Genomic DNA, 14,831 nt, shown 5'->3' with positions numbered 1-14,831 from the left:
ATTGTAGCAAAAATCCCTTGTTTTTGACTGTGCTTTTATGCTTGATTACAATCATCTCAATGCGATAAGGAATAAAGAAAATGAAGATTAAAAAACTACTTAAGAATGGATTATCCCTCTTTTTAACTTTTATTGTGATGAGTAGCATACTGGATTTTGTTCGTCGTCCTGTGGTGCCAGAGGAAATAAATAAAATCACCTTGCAAGATCTTCAAGGGAATACGTTCTCTCTTGAAAGTCTTGAGCAAAATAAAGCGACGCTGCTTTATTTTTGGGGAACTTGGTGTGGTTATTGTCGCTATACTTCGCCGGCAATTAATTCTTTAGCAAAAGAAGGTTATCAAGTTGTGTCGGTAGCGTTACGTTCAGGCAATGAGTCGGCAGTAAATGATTATTTAAGTAAAAATGACTACCACTTCACTACAGTGAATGATCCGAAAGGCGAGCTTGCACAACAATGGCAAATTAATGTAACGCCCACAATTGTGTTGTTGAGTAAAGGCAAAATGGATCTTGTTACAACCGGCCTCACGAGTTATTGGGGATTAAAAGTGCGGTTGTTTTTAGCAGAGTTTTTTGGCTAAGCGGTAGAAAATCTATTACAATACGCAGACTTATTTTAAAGAGGACAGAATTATGATTATCGTAACAGGCGGCGCAGGTTTTATTGGCAGCAATATTGTCAAGGCATTAAATGATTTAGGGCGCAAAGATATTTTAGTGGTAGATAACTTAAAAGATGGCACAAAATTCGCAAATTTAGTTGATTTAGACATTGCAGATTATTGTGATAAAGAAGATTTCATTGCTTCTATTATTGCAGGCGACGAATTTGGCGATATTGATGCGGTATTCCACGAAGGGGCATGTTCTGCGACTACGGAATGGGATGGTAAATACATTATGCACAATAACTATGAATATTCTAAAGAGTTGTTGCACTATTGTCTTGATCGCGAAATCCCTTTCTTCTATGCCTCAAGTGCGGCAACTTATGGTGATACTAAAGTATTCCGTGAAGAACGTGAATTTGAAGGTCCATTAAATGTTTATGGCTATTCTAAATTCTTGTTCGACCAATATGTGCGCAACATTTTGCAAGAAGCGAAATCGCCAGTATGTGGTTTCCGTTATTTCAATGTTTACGGGCCGCGTGAAAATCATAAAGGTTCTATGGCGAGCGTAGCATTCCACTTGAATAACCAAATCTTAAAAGGCGAAAATCCAAAATTATTTGCAGGCAGCGAACACTTCCGCCGTGATTTTGTTTATGTGGGCGATGTGGCTGCAGTGAATATTTGGTGTTGGCAAAATGGTATTTCGGGTATTTACAATCTTGGTACAGGAAATGCAGAAAGTTTCCGTGCGGTGGCTGATGCAGTAGTGAAATTCCACGGTAAAGGCGAGATTGAAACCATTCCATTCCCAGAGCATTTGAAATCTCGTTATCAAGAATATACGCAAGCAGATTTAACTAAACTTCGCTCAACAGGCTACGATAAACCATTCAAAACAGTCGCCGAAGGCGTGGCTGAATATATGGCGTGGTTGAATAGAAAATAAACCGTAGGTTTACCTACTTCCCATCAACAAAGTGCGGTTAAAAATCTCGGTATTTTTGACCGCACTTTTATCTGAAAGACAGAAAATGAATATTCTAATTATTGGCCCATCTTGGGTTGGCGATATGATGATGTCGCACAGTTTGTACCAGCAACTGAAAATTCAATATCCAAACTGCAATGTTGATGTGATGGCACCGAATTGGTGTAAGCCTTTGCTTGTGCGAATGCCAGAGGTGCGTAAGGCGATTGAAATGCCATTAGGGCACGGAGCCTTTGAATTGGGAACGCGTTATCGTTTAGGAAAGTCTTTGCGTAAACAATATGATATGGCGATTGTTTTGCCTAATTCATTGAAATCGGCGTTTATTCCTTTCTTTGCAAAAATTGTCCATCGTCGTGGTTGGAAAGGAGAAAGCCGTTATATTTTATTGAATGATTTACGAGCCAATAAAAAAGATTATCCAATGATGGTGCAGCGTTATGTTGCATTGGCTTTTGAAAAAGATGCTGTACCAAAAGCTGATGATATTCCTGTCTTAAAACCCTATTTGACGGTTGAGCCAGCGCAACAAGCTGAAACCTTAAAAAAATTTGAAAAACAAACCGCACTTTTAGGCGAACGTCCAATTATTGGTTTTTGTCCTGGCGCAGAATTTGGCCCTGCAAAACGTTGGCCGCATTATCATTATGCTAAATTGGCAGAAATTCTCATTGAAAAAGGCTATGCGGTAGAATTATTTGGTTCACCAAAAGATGTGGAAGCAGGTGAGCAAATTCGCAATGTATTGCCAGCAGAACTGCAACCATTCTGTTTGAATTTGGCAGGGCAAACGAATCTTAATCAAGCGGTGGATTTAATTGCCAACTGTACGGCAGTAGTGAGCAATGACAGCGGCTTAATGCATATTGCCGCTGCGACAGATCGTCCATTGGTTGCGCTTTATGGCCCTACTAGCCCAACTTATACGCCACCATTATCAGATAAAGCCGTGATTATTCGTTTAATTGAAGGCGATTTAATTAAGGTGCGTAAAAGTACAGATAGCTCGGAAGGGTATCATCAAAGTTTGATTGATATTACGCCGGAAATGGCATTAGAAAAATTAGAGGTGTTATTAGCCAAATGAACCCTCTACGCATACATTTACAATTAATTGGAATGGTGATTTTATGGGGAGCCTCTTGGCCTTGGGGACGAGTGGTTGCCCAAGCTATGCCGACATTTATTGCTTCAAGCGTGCGCTTTTTTTTCGCCATTATTCCACTCATTATTTGGCTATATGCGGCGAATCGTTTCAAATATGCTAAACAGCTGCGACCTAATCAATGGGTGGGGTTATTGTTAACTGCTTTGCTTGGGATCTTTGGTTATTCGACTTTCTTTATTTGGGGGTTGAAATATGTTCCAGCAGGGCAAGGAACAATGGTGGTCGCTTCTAACCCCGTCTTTACGATGTTTTTTGCTATTTTATTATTTAAAGAAAAATGGAATCGCTGGGTTGTATTAGGGATGATTATTGCCATTAGCGGTTCTTTGTTAGCCATGACAAAAGGGAATCTAACTAACCTCTTGCAAAATTTTGGATTCGGTCAAATGTTATTGCTTTGTGCTTTAGTTTGCTGGGTTGCTTATACTTTATTGGCTCGTAAAGTATTAATTGGAATTGATTCTCTCACCGCTACCACGATTTCTTCTACTTTTGGTTTTTTCATGCTGACGTTGGCAGCATTATGGACGGAAAGTGCGGAAGATTGGGCAACCGTATTTCAATTAAATGGATCGCAATGGTTTAGTTTACTTGGTCTTGCATTTGGTGCAACGGTATTGGCTTATGCGTGGTATTTTGATGGTGTGAAATACTTAGGGGCGGGCAATGCCTCGGCCTATATTATTCTTGTGCCGATTTTAGGCATTTTATTTTCAGCCGTTTGGTTGAATGAACAGGTGGATTCCTCCTTAATTATTGGGGGCATTTTAGCCGTATCTGGGCTTGGGATTATGCACTGGGGAAGAAGGTTAATTAAATGAAAGTATGCGTGATTAAGACTTCCTCTATGGGGGATGTCATCCACACTTTGCCCGCCTTGACTGATGCACAAAAGGCGATCCCTAGTTTAAGTATTGATTGGGTGGTGGAAGAAAACTTTGCAGAAATTCCACGTTGGCATTCCGCCGTAAATCGCGTGATTCCTATTGCTTTGCGCCGTTGGCGTAAATCGCCTTTTTCCATTCAAACAAGAAATGAGTGGAAAAATTACCGCACTTTGTTGCAGGCTGAAAACTATGATGCGGTAATTGATGCGCAAGGGCTCATTAAAAGTGCTTTATTTGCAACTCATTTCGCTCAAGGCGTGAAACATGGCTATGATCGTCAAAGTATCCGAGAGCCGTTAGCATCTTTTTTCTACGATAAAAAATATGCCATTTCTTATCAACAGCATGCGGTGGAACGAATTCGTCAGCTTTTTGCTTTGAGTTTAGGTTATGAATTGTCCCAAGTTCAGGGCGATTATGGTATTGCTCGCCATTTTCTTCATCAAACTTCAGAAAAAAACTATGTGGTATTCATTCATTCTACAACTCGGGCAGATAAGCATTGGAAAGAATCAGAATGGCAAAAATTGATTGAAAAAATTACCGCACTTTCTGATTGTGAAATTCATTTGCCTTGGGGAAATGAACAAGAAAAAGCGAGAGCAGAGCGTTTGGTTCAAGTTGATTCTAAAGTGATTGTATTGCCGAAATTAACTTTAACGGAGCTTGCAAAACAGCTTGCGAATGCAAAAGCCGTCGTGTCGGTGGATACAGGCTTGGCGCATTTAACAGCCGCTTTGGATAAGCCCAATATTACGCTTTATGGCGCAACGGATCCTAAATTGATTGGCTGTTATGGTAAAAATCAGTATTACTTATCGGCAAGTTCAATGAAAGAAATTTTATCTGAACAAGTGTTATCACAATTGCTCCCTTTTATTTCATAAAAAATGCTCGCACTTGGCGAGCATTTTTATCTTTTATATTTTCTTAGTCTAAGGCTTTACCTTTTAATTCAGGGATTAAGAAAATTGTCGCTAACATATCAATTACGTAGATAATTGCAAGTAGGGCGATGGCAGTTTGGAAAGAGTAGGCGAGTACGATGGCCCCCACAACTACAGGTCCAAATCCCCCTACGGCACGACCAATATTGAAAAGTACGTTTTGTGCAGTTGCTCGAGCTTCTGTTGGATAGGCTTCTGCCATTAATGCACCGTAACCGCCCATCATTCCGTTCACAAACATACCTAAAAATGCCCCAGCAAGAAGCATGATGTCAGGATCGGTAAGTTGTGAGTAAACCACGATACTTATCACTGCGCCTAATTGGAAAAGTAAGAAACTTGGTTTGCGTCCGATGCGGTCAGCGAGTTGTCCGAAAATCCAAATGCCGGCCATCATGCCGCAGACGGTAACGGCTGTCCAAAGTCCAGATTTAGTTAAACTGAATCCAAGTTGTTTTGATAAGAAATTAGGTAACCAAATCATAATACCGTAATAACCGAAGTTTTGTACGGAGGTGAGTACCACGATACCAAGGCTAATTTTGCTTGTGGCTTTATCTTTAATAAGAAGCTGGAATGAACGTAATTTATCAGTAAAACTGGATTGAGTGGAAAGTGCGGTTTGTTTTTGAGTGAAAATTTCAGGTTCGTGTAAATGAGAACGTAAGAACCAAGCGACAAATGCAGGGAAGATACCCACCAAGAACATTCCACGCCAGCCAATATGCGGGAGCAATAATGGTGTAAGTAATGCTGCACCTAATACACCAGCTTGCCAACCCAATGCAACATAAGATGCCGCTTTAGCTCGGTGACGTGCGGGCCATGCTTCTGCTGCTAGAGCCATCCCAATTCCAAATTCACCGCCTAAGCCAATGCCAGCAATTGTGCGATAAATCAGTAAATCCCAGTAACCTTGTGCAATCGCACATAACCCAGTAAATACCGCAAAAAGAAGAATGGTCCAAGTAAGTACCCGTACACGGCCGTATTTATCGCTTAATGCGCCAAATAAAATGCCGCCAAATACGGCACCAATAAGCGTCCATGTCACGAGAGAGCCACCTTGTGCGGGTGTTAGATTTAAGTCTGCGGAAATTGCGCTAAGCATGAAACCTAAAATGAGAAGATCAAAACCGTCCATTGCATAGCCGACGGCAGAGCCAATTAAGGCTTTCCAGCCATAACTGTTTACTTTGTTTGTCATGATGTGTCCTTTTGTTACTCGCGGGTAACATTTAAAGTGAAAAGAAGGGTGATTAAAAAATCAATGGCTAGTTTACTGCATTGATGAAAAAATTCAATGAACAGAATACGAAAAGAAGAATAAAAAATTGATTTTGAATAAGAAGGAAAATAAGGGAATAAAATTAGGATGGCGGTGGGAAATGACGCTGATTTCTAAATGGAAGATACAATGCGTGAACAATAAATTATCGGACACGCAAATATTTAAGATAAATTAAGCCTCTTCATCTAAAGTTTTATAAGCCAATAACCCTATACATGAAGCTATTATATCACCACAATAACCTAGAACTTTCCAAAAGCCTGGTTCTAAAACAGATATAGCGTAAACGAATAATCCAATATAAATTACAGCCATAATTATCGCGATAACTCTAGTTGTCGCCATTTTATAAGTTGGTGCAACAAAGAAAGCCGCATAGACAAGAGCTGAACTCATCAGGGCATTCTTAATTAAACCATACCAATAAACATCAAAAGAACCTAAAGTGTAAGCATATCTGCTATATCCAATTGTTTCACCTTCATATCCACCAATAAAGAAGTTTGCAATTATGCCAGTTAGAATGTAAGCCAGAACACAAGCAAATGGCAATAGAATCCAGCGAATGATATTAATAAACATAATAACCTCTAATTCAAATATAAAATTCTATATAAGAACAACACCTTTCTTCTTGCTTGCTTGAATGAGTCATTGAACTCAAAATTATGTTTAAGATCATGATGAACATCATTAAAGTTCTTTTTTGTTCTGTTCTCGCCGTATATAAAGAAAGTAATAAGCCCAAGCATTGCAAATGAGATATCTTCTGCAAAAAGCTCTTTTTCTTCATGTGATAATGTTTGAGTTGCCATTTGAAAGTCTTTGAATAATTCGTAATCCCTCAAAATTCTTTTTGACGTAGGGAAATCACCTTGCTGGCAAAGACTTTTTAAAACACCATAAGGATCTTCTGCGAAAATAATGAAAGCCTTTTCACTTGCAATGATATAGGTATCTGTTATTGCTCTACCTTTCTTATACATTTTGTAAACAATAAATCCAATAATCAGAATAATACCGACAATGTATTCCATAAATTAAGTTCCTTAGGTTATTGATATGATCTAATTAACTCTTAAATATGCGTAAAAAGCATATTTTTAAAAATTATATACTTAACAGGATATTCATTCAAGGTAATAAATTGTAAAAAATAATGCCAATTATGAATAAAGTGGTGGCAATGATTTATGGTTCAACCTATCGCTAGTGATATAGATCGTGCAGTCGGACAACGTATCCAGCAAAAACGAAAAGAATTGGGTTATACAGCAGAAAAATTGTCTGAATATGTAGATATTTCACAACCACAACTTTCTCGTTATGAACGTGGTACAAATAAGATCAATATGTCACATTTGGTGGCGATAGCGACCTTTTTAAAAACACCAATCAGCTATTTTTTTGCGGATTGTATGGAATTGGCAGAATGGAATAATGACGAGTTAGACCGACACTGGCAGGAATTAACCACGCCCCAAAAAACGATTTTTGTAGCTTTCTTGAAAGAGTTGAAGAAAAGCTGATAAAAAATCACCTTACCTTGTATAAAGGTAAGGTGATTTTATTATAGATAGACAAAGCTTTCGATAAAAGCCAGAAAGCCGATCTGCGGGCACGTATGGATTTTCTAAGCGTTCGAGTAATTTTTTCTTAAATTGGTTTTTTATGGTATCGCCAAGTTTATTCCATTCTTTCTCTTTGCTTTTGGGCTAAATGTCAGTCAGTTTATAGGTCATTTATATCAACCTCAATAAAATTGCCCTCAGCTTTTCGTTCTTCTGCAATGCGTACAAGTTCTGCATTTTCGATTAATTCTTGCATATAAGCGAACATTTCAGGTGTAAGGCAATAAAATGCAGGTTGGTTACGATTTAGTATAGCTATTACGCCATTTTCACTTTCTCGTATTACGCCCATAGGGTTTCGTTTTAGATCGGTAATACTTGCAGCTTGTTCCGTTAGTATTTGATGAATCGCCATAATATCCTCTTCTTGTATCATTTTGTGTGAATCGTAACACTTTAAAAGCATTCAGAAATGCTTTCTTTGTCGTTTCACTGTTCTTATAACAGGCAGTTTTTTTGGTTAAAATTAAACGGTTTTAACTCACCTGAATTTGACCTAATTAAGCTAGGGAGTTAAAAACGGAAACAAAGACAAACATAGACCAACTAAAGAAACAGATTAGATATAACTAAATCATTGTTTTTTTATGTTGTTTTTTGACAGGATAGGCGTTATTTGACAAGGCTCATGGCGGTGAGAAAGAACAACAATTTTTAACGCTTATGCCTTGATTTTACTGGGGTTTAGTAGTGATCGCTTATGTTTACTGGGATCTAAAGAGGGATCAAAGATAGGGTGCAATGTAAATTAATTTGTGATTAATAACAAGTAATATCATTAAATATAGATTAATTTAATCTATCCCGTGCAGCGGTGTAAACTTCAGCGCGTTCACGCTTGCCAACGGCAAGAACATAAACGATAACTTTATCTTCAATAACTTCATAAACTAAACGATAACCTACCGAGCGAAGTTTTATTTTATAAAACACACCAGAAAAGCCAGAAAGCCGATCAGCGGGCACGTGTGGATTTTCTACGCGTTCTAATAACTTTTTCTTAAATTGGTTTTTTATGGTATCGCCAAGTTTATCCCATTCTTTCTTTGCCTTTGGGCTAAATGTCAGTTTATAAGTCATTAATATCAACCTCAATAAAACCGCCCTCAGCTTTTCGCTCTTCTGCAATGCGTACTAGTTCTGCATCTTCGATTAACTCTTGCATATAAGCGAACATTTCAGGAGTAAGACAATAAAAGGCTGGTTGGTTACGATTCAATATAGCAATCACGCCATTTTCACTTTCTCGCATTACGCCCATAGGGTTTCGTTTTAGATCGGTAATGCTTGCAGCCTGCTCTGTTAGTATTTGATGAATGGCCATAAATATTCTCTTTTTGTTGTTAGTTCTTCTGAATCGTAACACTTTAAAAGAGTTTTTAAAAGATTTCTAGAATGCCTTTATTGATGGGTATTGGTTTCTTAAATTATTTTTTTCTGTTGGTGCGTTTTTTTTACAGGAATTACAGGAATTACAGGAATTTTTTAATTTTTATGAAAAAAATCTTTATTTATTAATAGGTTGAAGGTTTGAAAAAATTCCTGTGATTATTTTTTAAACAGGAATTTTTTAGGAATTTTACAGGAATTTTTAAAGGCTGTTTTTTGTACAATAGGAACAAAAAGAGCAAAAATAGGAATTTTTACCCAGTGAATAGGAATTTTTAGATAGGTAATAGGAATTTTTTATTATTATAAGTTATTGATTTATAAAGATATGTAATATTTTATTCCTATAATTCCTATAAAAATCCTATCTTTTGGCAGAAAAATTCTTTTAAAACATAAAAAAAGCAAGGTGGCGAACCTTGCTTTAATTTTTATTCGGTTTTTTCTGAATCACTTTCATCATCTGAAAATGGCATCACCTTATAAGCCCTAACCGTTTTGCCTATATACTTTTTCGATATTTTGAAAATGTATTCATTATAGCCATTCTCGGGCTTTTTTGGTTTTTTTAATAACCCTGATGAAAAAAGTATGCTATGCGCCATATTTTTAGGGAATCCCTCAATAATTTCATCAAAAATTTTAGGATAAATGAAATAATGCTCTTCTTCCTTTTTCGCTTCATTGGCTAACACTCTAACACCTGATGCTTTAATCGGTTTTCTTGCATTAGGATCCGCTGGGTATTCAATGAAACTTGCTTCATTGACTAATAGCCAATCGGTCAAAATTCTGATTAAACTTGTTTCTTCTCGGCTATTTTCGCCAAATTCTTCTTTCCAGTTGAGAAAGTTTTTTAAAATGGCTTGTGCGCTTTCTTCTTCCGTCCATTGGGTTAAGTCTTTGGCTAAATAAAGTGCGGTTTCTAGCACGGCGAAACGGTCGCCCGCTACACGTTGCACTTGTCCGCTCATATTATTAGATAAATCTAGCCATTTTTGGCGAATTATCTTATAGGTGCTTTTCACTGCATCCGCATTGTTAGAAAGAAAGGCAATCCATTCTCGCCCAATTACGCCAAAGCATTCTTGCACTTTTTCGTTTAAATGGTCGGCGTGCGCTTTATTATTGGGAAAGTTATGTAAATGCTTTGCTTCCTCAAGCGGAACATTTAAAAGCCGTACTAATTGCCCTGCGTGCACCTTTGCGCCCTGCAGCCTTAGTTGGGTTTCTAAATCTTTTTCCCCTGTCGAAAGTGCGGAGACTTTCCAGCGTTTTATTTGTCGGTTTCCGCCCTCTTTTTCGCCTCTGATTTTGTCTGTCTCATTAAACAAATCATAGGCGATAGTTTCTAGGTTCTTTCCGTCTTTAGCTTGTCCGATTTCATCTAGAGTAATAAAGCCGTCATTACGTGCAGCCGCTTCATTTTTTACGCCTGTTGCGGTAGTGCTCCAGCTTAATTTTATTTTTTCGGGGTTGCCGTAAATACTGTTGGCAATATTTAGGGTGGTGCTTTTTCCCTTTGAACTTTCCGCGAATAAATGCACGCCAAAAGATTCCCGCCCTAAAAGTGAAAGCATCGGTGCTGCTAAGGCAACCGCTACGCCAATCATCATTGAGGCGTTACCACGTACATTTTGCGCAATTTCTCGCTGCCAATCTGTAAGCGTACCGCTTGTCGTATAGCCTAGGCTTGAACTGCTTCTATCAGTGAAATAAATCGGCTTTGAAGGAGTACCAATAATTTCCCCATTCGGCAATAAATACGCCCCATTTAGCCAGCCTGTCACATTTGTGATAGTCCACTGTGTGAAATGATCGCCGTTAAAGTGAAAGTGCTCGGTAAGGCGTTGTGTTAAGCCTGAGCCTTGTGTCATTTTCAAACCTTGCGCTTTGAGCATCTTCCAGCCTGAATCTGTGCCGAAATCTTCACGAGCGATAGCAACGGTGCGCGGCTTATTTTCATCTCGATTTTGCCATTGGAAAAGATAGTAATATTCGCCGCCTTGCGTTTTCCCCTCGCCAACTAGTGCTAAATCATCACAAATCCACGTCATATTCTCTTTAATGATTTCGCCAGTATCATTATCAACTTTAGGCTTGATGTAATGTAACCCTTTAATTTTGCCGTTTTCTCGATATTCTACATAAGGATCACGCTTTGGCGCATCTGGTTTATCCATATATTCCACACGCATTTCTGCTAAATTACGCGATTCTGCACTATTGCGTAAATCTTCTAAACGGTGGCTTAATTCTTCCAAATTATCGCCTAGACTATCTGCAAAAAAGACTTTTTTCGCCTTACTATGCGTTGCTAGTGCCAATAAAAGGGCGTTTTCTTGGTCGCTTGTCACGTTGCCAAAACGGTAAAATGTCACGGCGTGCACATCATCTTTTAAAATCTGATAATCGCCAGCATTTGCCAACTTCTCCGCATCTAAAATTATCGGCTTATAATCACGCTCAAGCCCTAATTTATCGCGCAATAAACCCCATTCAAGGCCATTGCCTTTATCTTTACCAAATCCCCAAGCATTCCAGGCTTTATTGCCAATTAATGCGTGAATATGCTCAAAGGCTACGCGCCCTTGTTCGTCAAAGTGCGGTGCTTTTGGTGGGTGTTTTTTATAACTCATCTTTTCCCCCTATGCCTTATTCCGATTCTTAAAAAACTCGATAACATCTACCGCGCGGTATTTTTTCGGCGAACGTGGACGTGAGTCGCCTAACGTTGTGGGAAAACCAGGCAATTTAATCAAGGTTTGAATCACATAACCATAAGAAACTTTTGCATAAGCGGCTATATCGTGTGGCGTCCATATCTGATCTGCTTGCGCATATTGATTTTCTATTGCTTGCACACGGGCTTTCAGGCTCTCCAATTCATTTAATAAAAATTTGGTGGTTTCTGCTTGCTTTTCCATATTTCCCCCTAGCGTTGTTTCCGTCTTGCCTGTTTTTGGTGCGCGCGTCGTTTTTTCTTACGCTGTATTGACTTGTGTTTAATATGTTCATCAAGTTTCATTTTGCTTTGTGCCTTCTGTTCTGCCTCGTGCCATAATGCTTGAACATCTAAATCAGTTTGGCCCACTTCATCGGCATTAGTGAAAATTTCAATAATCGTGCCGTCTGGTAAGGTAATTTTATGCGTCATCATTTTTCGCCCCCTTGTGATTGAGGCTGTTTTTGAGGAAAGCACTCATCTAATTTCTGTTGAATATGCGCACACTGTAAGGCATAAAAATGCGACATATTCAGCATAAAGCCCTTTAATTCGCTCTCATCTTTCAAGTAAAAAGTTGCGCCAACCATTTCTAAACAGGTGTTCAACGTATCAAATCGGGTTATTTCGCTTTGAATTTCATCAATTAAATGAAGGGAAAGATTACGCATAAATCCCCCCTTTCATCGCTAAAGTGCGGTTAAATTTCGGGTTGATTTTTGCAACGGTGACGAGGTGGCGAAAATCAGCGTTAAGGCTTAATCTTGCGCTTTCTTCGGTGTTGGCGTGAATAGTTTGAATGCACAAATTAAAGTGCGGATGTGTGCGATTAACGCATAGAAATTTGTAGATCATTTCTGCGGTGTCCTGTAATAATTTTTGAGAAGCTACCGCAAAATTTTCGACGATTTGGCGGTAACGCATAACGGGGTCGAAAACCGTTATTACAGGAAAACGGCAAAGGGCAAAACCTTTCCCGTTATGCGCTACCATTGAGAATAGACTATCAGAAAATAGGCTATATTGAATAGGTGCATAAACGCTACGAACAAAAAAAGCGCGATTAGGCGCGCTGTTCGCCTGTAATAATAAAACGGCTTTCGACGACCGTACCCTGCAATTTGCTAAGGCACATTCAATATAGTTTAATCTCGTTTTATCTGTCAAGCCATTTTGTAAAAATGGTTTATTTTTACGTGTAAAAAGGTTGCACGCTACCGCATTAAACGGTAGATTGTCGTTTAAATAGTTCATTGAATTATTCGCTTTAAATTGTCGTTATAGGGAACGGGCTTATCTTTCGAGGTAAGCCCTTATTTTTTGCTTTCTAGTTGGGGTGGGTGGTCTTGCGCCCATTGGTGTGGCTGTGCAATTGGCTGGAATCGTGCAAATTGCCCTTGTTCAAATCCTGCTTTATAAACGCCTTTCAATTCGCAATGAGAGCAATAAACATAAGCTATCGTTACCGTTGCGCACGGTCGCACAGAAGAGCGAATTTGTAACGCTTTACCACATTCAGGGCAATTAAGCCGTAAGCCCGCCATGCTGCGCCTCTTGTTTGCGGTTTGGGTTTTGTTTATCTAACCAGGCTTGTACATCTTCACGCGCCCATCGGTTGGTTCTGTCATATTTTAACGGCTTCGGAAAATCGCCACGCTTCATCATGTAATAAATCTTTGTGCGCTTGGCAATGCCCATTTCTTCAAGCTCTTGAATCGTCAATAAGGTTTTTAATGTCATATTCTTTCCTTTTATTTAAGTGCGGAATTGACCGCACTTTATTTAATCAGGGTTTTGCCTACATCATCTTTTTCTATATATTCCATCAGAATAAAATAGAACGTTCTTTTTTCATTATGGTTGAGTTCGTCATCTCGGTAAAATTGAGCTATGTAACGGAATTTTCTCTTGTAAAAGTTCACGCGCCACTTCATTAATAAAACGGCGTTGCGTTGAAATTGGCAAGCGGGACAACTCGGTCATTACAGATAAGGATTTATTCATTTTCAAATACCACGTTTTTATGCTCGAGTGCCGCCATTAAATTAAGGTTTTCTACAACATAGCACTCTTGGCGATAGTAGGCGTTAATATAGTCGCCCGTGTTTTCTTCGTTATAAATAGAGCGGTGACAGCTTGTTTTTTGTGTGTAAATACTTAAATTTTTAAGCGTGGTTACCACGGCGCATTTTTTCGGGAATTGCGGCGGAATAATGCTAGGCATACCGCCAAAATAATTTGATAAATAAAGATTATTCATGCCGTTATTTTCAGAATAAAGGTATGCACCTTTAATGTTGGCATTGGCTTTAGAGGCTAATTCAGCCCCTACAAGAAATACAAGATCATTGCGTTCTTGATATTCTGCTGGCAATTTATTGCGCAATGCAGTCGCTAATTCATCTAAATTTTTGTAGTCGGCTTTTTCAGTAAATAAGACAATTTTGCCCGCACTTTTTCCGCCCGTAATGATATTCGCTGGGTTTTGTTCTTTCAGTTGTGCCAGCCAGCCTTTTGTAACATCTGATAAATCTTCGGCTTGTGTGTTTACCGCTTGGCTTTCACCATGCCAGCCTATTTTCAGCATATCTAAAATAAACTGGTTTTCCGTCAACCGGGTGAAAAGCTCTTCAAAGTTTTCTTGAGTGACTTCAAGCTCATCAATTAAACGCCAGCTAATTTGCACGCCGCTATCTATCTCGCAAGTTTTGTAAGTTTCGCCATATTCCATAATAGAGCGATTTCGCCCCTCTTGTTTGCGTCCTGTTGTTGTGCCTTTTAGTGCACCTAAGAATTTTTTCCCTTCAACGTTTTTGACCGGGAGCCAGTTAACTGCCCCTAAAAAATCAGAGCGCGCCTTAAAATCTGTCATTAGACTTTGTAGGGCTTTTTCATTTAGTGTGATAGATAAAACAACGTCAGACTGTTTGCTTGGTTGACCTTGATATTTTGTCACAAGTTGGCTTGCATATTGCTTTATTTGAGAATCTTTCATTTTGTTATTCCTCTTGAATAAGTAAGTGTGCATATGTACTGAGCAATCTTCATTAACGTTCACCTTTGTCTATGTTTGATTGCGGAAAGTATTGTAGGAAGTTGAAAAAATGATCTAGAGGAAATTGGGAAAATTTACTTTTTTTAGAAAAATTTTGTCTTTTTTAGAAAAAATTAGACGGTTGAATAGGGTA

At 38.7% G+C, this 14,831-nt stretch carries 21 protein-coding genes; 6 read left to right on the top strand and 15 right to left on the bottom strand.

The genetic code is table 11. The annotated features are described in order from the left end of the window. Window positions 1-80 precede the first annotated feature (80 nt). From AAX15_RS05215 to rfaC, 5 genes are all read left to right on the top strand, one after another. The gene (locus AAX15_RS05215) at window positions 81-584 is read left to right on the top strand and encodes a protein disulfide oxidoreductase (RefSeq protein WP_046939434.1); all 504 of its coding nucleotides are present in this window, start codon (window positions 81-83) and stop codon (window positions 582-584) included. Between the two features lie 52 nt (window positions 585-636). Then, window positions 637-1,563: an ADP-glyceromanno-heptose 6-epimerase gene (gene rfaD, locus AAX15_RS05210; protein WP_005635765.1), complete on the top strand. Its 927-nt coding sequence runs from the start codon at window positions 637-639 to the stop codon at window positions 1,561-1,563. Window positions 1,564-1,648: 85 nt separating this feature from the next. Further along, window positions 1,649-2,692, top strand: coding sequence for a lipopolysaccharide heptosyltransferase II (waaF, locus tag AAX15_RS05205; protein ID WP_046939433.1), 1,044 nt, complete (start codon window positions 1,649-1,651; stop codon window positions 2,690-2,692). Next, on the top strand, window positions 2,689-3,594 hold the full coding sequence (locus tag AAX15_RS05200; protein ID WP_046939432.1) for a DMT family transporter: 906 nt from the start codon (window positions 2,689-2,691) through the stop codon (window positions 3,592-3,594). Before waaF ends, AAX15_RS05200 begins: the two co-directional genes overlap by 4 nt. Beyond that, window positions 3,591-4,547 carry a lipopolysaccharide heptosyltransferase RfaC gene (gene rfaC / locus AAX15_RS05195; protein ID WP_046939431.1) on the top strand — a complete coding sequence of 319 codons (957 nt, stop codon included), beginning with the start codon at window positions 3,591-3,593 and terminating at the stop codon, window positions 4,545-4,547. Before AAX15_RS05200 ends, rfaC begins: the two co-directional genes overlap by 4 nt. Window positions 4,548-4,590: 43 nt before the next feature. Here rfaC and AAX15_RS05190 read toward each other — a convergent pair whose 3' ends face one another. From AAX15_RS05190 to AAX15_RS05180, 3 genes are all read right to left on the bottom strand, one after another. After that, on the bottom strand, window positions 4,591-5,814 hold the full coding sequence (locus tag AAX15_RS05190) for an MFS transporter (RefSeq protein ID WP_046939430.1): 1,224 nt from the start codon (window positions 5,812-5,814) through the stop codon (window positions 4,591-4,593). A 255-nt stretch (window positions 5,815-6,069) separates the two neighbouring features. After that, the gene (locus tag AAX15_RS05185; protein ID WP_046939429.1) at window positions 6,070-6,480 is read right to left on the bottom strand and encodes a hypothetical protein; all 411 of its coding nucleotides are present in this window, start codon (window positions 6,478-6,480) and stop codon (window positions 6,070-6,072) included. Window positions 6,481-6,488: 8 nt separating this feature from the next. Beyond that, on the bottom strand, window positions 6,489-6,935 hold the full coding sequence (locus AAX15_RS05180; protein ID WP_046939428.1) for a hypothetical protein: 447 nt from the start codon (window positions 6,933-6,935) through the stop codon (window positions 6,489-6,491). A gap of 156 nt (window positions 6,936-7,091) precedes the next feature. On the opposite strand from AAX15_RS05180, the gene AAX15_RS05175 reads away from it, so the two are divergent. Then, window positions 7,092-7,427: a helix-turn-helix domain-containing protein gene (locus tag AAX15_RS05175; RefSeq protein ID WP_046939427.1), complete on the top strand. Its 336-nt coding sequence runs from the start codon at window positions 7,092-7,094 to the stop codon at window positions 7,425-7,427. A gap of 202 nt (window positions 7,428-7,629) precedes the next feature. Here the strand turns inward: AAX15_RS05175 and AAX15_RS05170 are convergent, their stop codons facing one another. The 12 genes from AAX15_RS05170 to AAX15_RS05120 form a co-directional block, all read right to left on the bottom strand. Then, window positions 7,630-7,884: a type II toxin-antitoxin system Phd/YefM family antitoxin gene (locus AAX15_RS05170; protein WP_046939455.1), complete on the bottom strand. Its 255-nt coding sequence runs from the start codon at window positions 7,882-7,884 to the stop codon at window positions 7,630-7,632. A 434-nt stretch (window positions 7,885-8,318) separates the two neighbouring features. After that, on the bottom strand, window positions 8,319-8,609 hold the full coding sequence (locus tag AAX15_RS05165; protein ID WP_046939426.1) for a type II toxin-antitoxin system RelE family toxin: 291 nt from the start codon (window positions 8,607-8,609) through the stop codon (window positions 8,319-8,321). Continuing rightward, the gene (locus AAX15_RS05160) at window positions 8,599-8,853 is read right to left on the bottom strand and encodes a type II toxin-antitoxin system Phd/YefM family antitoxin (protein ID WP_032823666.1); all 255 of its coding nucleotides are present in this window, start codon (window positions 8,851-8,853) and stop codon (window positions 8,599-8,601) included. Before AAX15_RS05160 ends, AAX15_RS05165 begins: the two co-directional genes overlap by 11 nt. Before the next feature lie 496 nt (window positions 8,854-9,349). Then, window positions 9,350-11,557: a DUF927 domain-containing protein gene (locus AAX15_RS05155; protein WP_046939425.1), complete on the bottom strand. Its 2,208-nt coding sequence runs from the start codon at window positions 11,555-11,557 to the stop codon at window positions 9,350-9,352. Window positions 11,558-11,566: 9 nt separating this feature from the next. After that, a complete protein-coding gene (locus AAX15_RS05150; protein WP_046939424.1) occupies window positions 11,567-11,845 on the bottom strand; it encodes a hypothetical protein in 279 nt (92 codons plus the stop codon). A gap of 8 nt (window positions 11,846-11,853) precedes the next feature. Continuing rightward, window positions 11,854-12,078: a hypothetical protein gene (locus AAX15_RS05145; RefSeq protein WP_046939423.1), complete on the bottom strand. Its 225-nt coding sequence runs from the start codon at window positions 12,076-12,078 to the stop codon at window positions 11,854-11,856. Then, window positions 12,075-12,314 (bottom strand): hypothetical protein, encoded by a 240-nt coding sequence (locus tag AAX15_RS05140; RefSeq protein ID WP_046939422.1) that lies wholly within the window; start codon window positions 12,312-12,314, stop codon window positions 12,075-12,077. The genes AAX15_RS05145 and AAX15_RS05140 overlap by 4 nt, the downstream gene beginning before the upstream one ends. Continuing rightward, complete coding sequence (locus AAX15_RS05135; RefSeq protein WP_080950433.1) at window positions 12,307-12,897, bottom strand: host cell division inhibitor Icd-like protein; 591 nt, start codon at window positions 12,895-12,897, stop codon at window positions 12,307-12,309. The genes AAX15_RS05140 and AAX15_RS05135 overlap by 8 nt, the downstream gene beginning before the upstream one ends. A gap of 59 nt (window positions 12,898-12,956) precedes the next feature. Beyond that, entirely contained in the window at window positions 12,957-13,187 is a 231-nt protein-coding gene (locus AAX15_RS05130; protein ID WP_046939421.1) for a hypothetical protein, read from the bottom strand. After that, window positions 13,168-13,383 carry a helix-turn-helix transcriptional regulator gene (locus AAX15_RS05125; protein WP_032823658.1) on the bottom strand — a complete coding sequence of 72 codons (216 nt, stop codon included), beginning with the start codon at window positions 13,381-13,383 and terminating at the stop codon, window positions 13,168-13,170. The genes AAX15_RS05130 and AAX15_RS05125 overlap by 20 nt, the downstream gene beginning before the upstream one ends. Before the next feature lie 129 nt (window positions 13,384-13,512). Beyond that, window positions 13,513-13,647 (bottom strand): hypothetical protein, encoded by a 135-nt coding sequence (locus tag AAX15_RS09675; RefSeq protein ID WP_268988590.1) that lies wholly within the window; start codon window positions 13,645-13,647, stop codon window positions 13,513-13,515. Next, window positions 13,640-14,638, bottom strand: a complete 999-nt coding sequence (locus AAX15_RS05120; RefSeq protein WP_052749719.1) for a phage major capsid protein, P2 family — start codon at window positions 14,636-14,638, stop codon at window positions 13,640-13,642. Before AAX15_RS05120 ends, AAX15_RS09675 begins: the two co-directional genes overlap by 8 nt. Window positions 14,639-14,831: the final 193 nt, after the last annotated feature.

This window comes from Haemophilus haemolyticus, assembly GCF_001008275.1.
Taxonomy (GTDB): domain Bacteria; phylum Pseudomonadota; class Gammaproteobacteria; order Enterobacterales; family Pasteurellaceae; genus Haemophilus; species Haemophilus haemolyticus_P.
This window is presented reverse-complemented; position numbering and strand designations above follow the sequence as displayed.

What these genes read in the sequence shown, in the direction of transcription:
- AAX15_RS05150 (WP_046939424.1), bottom strand. Translation starts at nt 11,845, where the DNA reads ATGGAAAAGCAAGCAGAAACCACCAAATTTTTATTAAATGAATTGGAG.
- AAX15_RS05175 (WP_046939427.1), top strand. Translation starts at nt 7,092, where the DNA reads ATGGTTCAACCTATCGCTAGTGATATAGATCGTGCAGTCGGACAACGT.
- AAX15_RS05160 (WP_032823666.1), bottom strand. Translation starts at nt 8,853, where the DNA reads ATGGCCATTCATCAAATACTAACAGAGCAGGCTGCAAGCATTACCGAT.
- AAX15_RS05200 (WP_046939432.1), top strand. Translation starts at nt 2,689, where the DNA reads ATGAACCCTCTACGCATACATTTACAATTAATTGGAATGGTGATTTTA.
- AAX15_RS05120 (WP_052749719.1), bottom strand. Translation starts at nt 14,638, where the DNA reads ATGAAAGATTCTCAAATAAAGCAATATGCAAGCCAACTTGTGACAAAA.
- AAX15_RS05140 (WP_046939422.1), bottom strand. Translation starts at nt 12,314, where the DNA reads ATGCGTAATCTTTCCCTTCATTTAATTGATGAAATTCAAAGCGAAATA.
- AAX15_RS05155 (WP_046939425.1), bottom strand. Translation starts at nt 11,557, where the DNA reads ATGAGTTATAAAAAACACCCACCAAAAGCACCGCACTTTGACGAACAA.
- AAX15_RS05185 (WP_046939429.1), bottom strand. Translation starts at nt 6,480, where the DNA reads ATGTTTATTAATATCATTCGCTGGATTCTATTGCCATTTGCTTGTGTT.
- AAX15_RS05165 (WP_046939426.1), bottom strand. Translation starts at nt 8,609, where the DNA reads ATGACTTATAAACTGACATTTAGCCCAAAGGCAAAGAAAGAATGGGAT.
- AAX15_RS05190 (WP_046939430.1), bottom strand. Translation starts at nt 5,814, where the DNA reads ATGACAAACAAAGTAAACAGTTATGGCTGGAAAGCCTTAATTGGCTCT.
- AAX15_RS09675 (WP_268988590.1), bottom strand. Translation starts at nt 13,647, where the DNA reads ATGAATAAATCCTTATCTGTAATGACCGAGTTGTCCCGCTTGCCAATT.
- waaF (WP_046939433.1), top strand. Translation starts at nt 1,649, where the DNA reads ATGAATATTCTAATTATTGGCCCATCTTGGGTTGGCGATATGATGATG.
- AAX15_RS05180 (WP_046939428.1), bottom strand. Translation starts at nt 6,935, where the DNA reads ATGGAATACATTGTCGGTATTATTCTGATTATTGGATTTATTGTTTAC.
- AAX15_RS05125 (WP_032823658.1), bottom strand. Translation starts at nt 13,383, where the DNA reads ATGACATTAAAAACCTTATTGACGATTCAAGAGCTTGAAGAAATGGGC.
- AAX15_RS05170 (WP_046939455.1), bottom strand. Translation starts at nt 7,884, where the DNA reads ATGGCGATTCATCAAATACTAACGGAACAAGCTGCAAGTATTACCGAT.
- AAX15_RS05145 (WP_046939423.1), bottom strand. Translation starts at nt 12,078, where the DNA reads ATGATGACGCATAAAATTACCTTACCAGACGGCACGATTATTGAAATT.
- AAX15_RS05135 (WP_080950433.1), bottom strand. Translation starts at nt 12,897, where the DNA reads ATGAACTATTTAAACGACAATCTACCGTTTAATGCGGTAGCGTGCAAC.
- AAX15_RS05130 (WP_046939421.1), bottom strand. Translation starts at nt 13,187, where the DNA reads ATGGCGGGCTTACGGCTTAATTGCCCTGAATGTGGTAAAGCGTTACAA.
- rfaC (WP_046939431.1), top strand. Translation starts at nt 3,591, where the DNA reads ATGAAAGTATGCGTGATTAAGACTTCCTCTATGGGGGATGTCATCCAC.
- AAX15_RS05215 (WP_046939434.1), top strand. Translation starts at nt 81, where the DNA reads ATGAAGATTAAAAAACTACTTAAGAATGGATTATCCCTCTTTTTAACT.
- rfaD (WP_005635765.1), top strand. Translation starts at nt 637, where the DNA reads ATGATTATCGTAACAGGCGGCGCAGGTTTTATTGGCAGCAATATTGTC.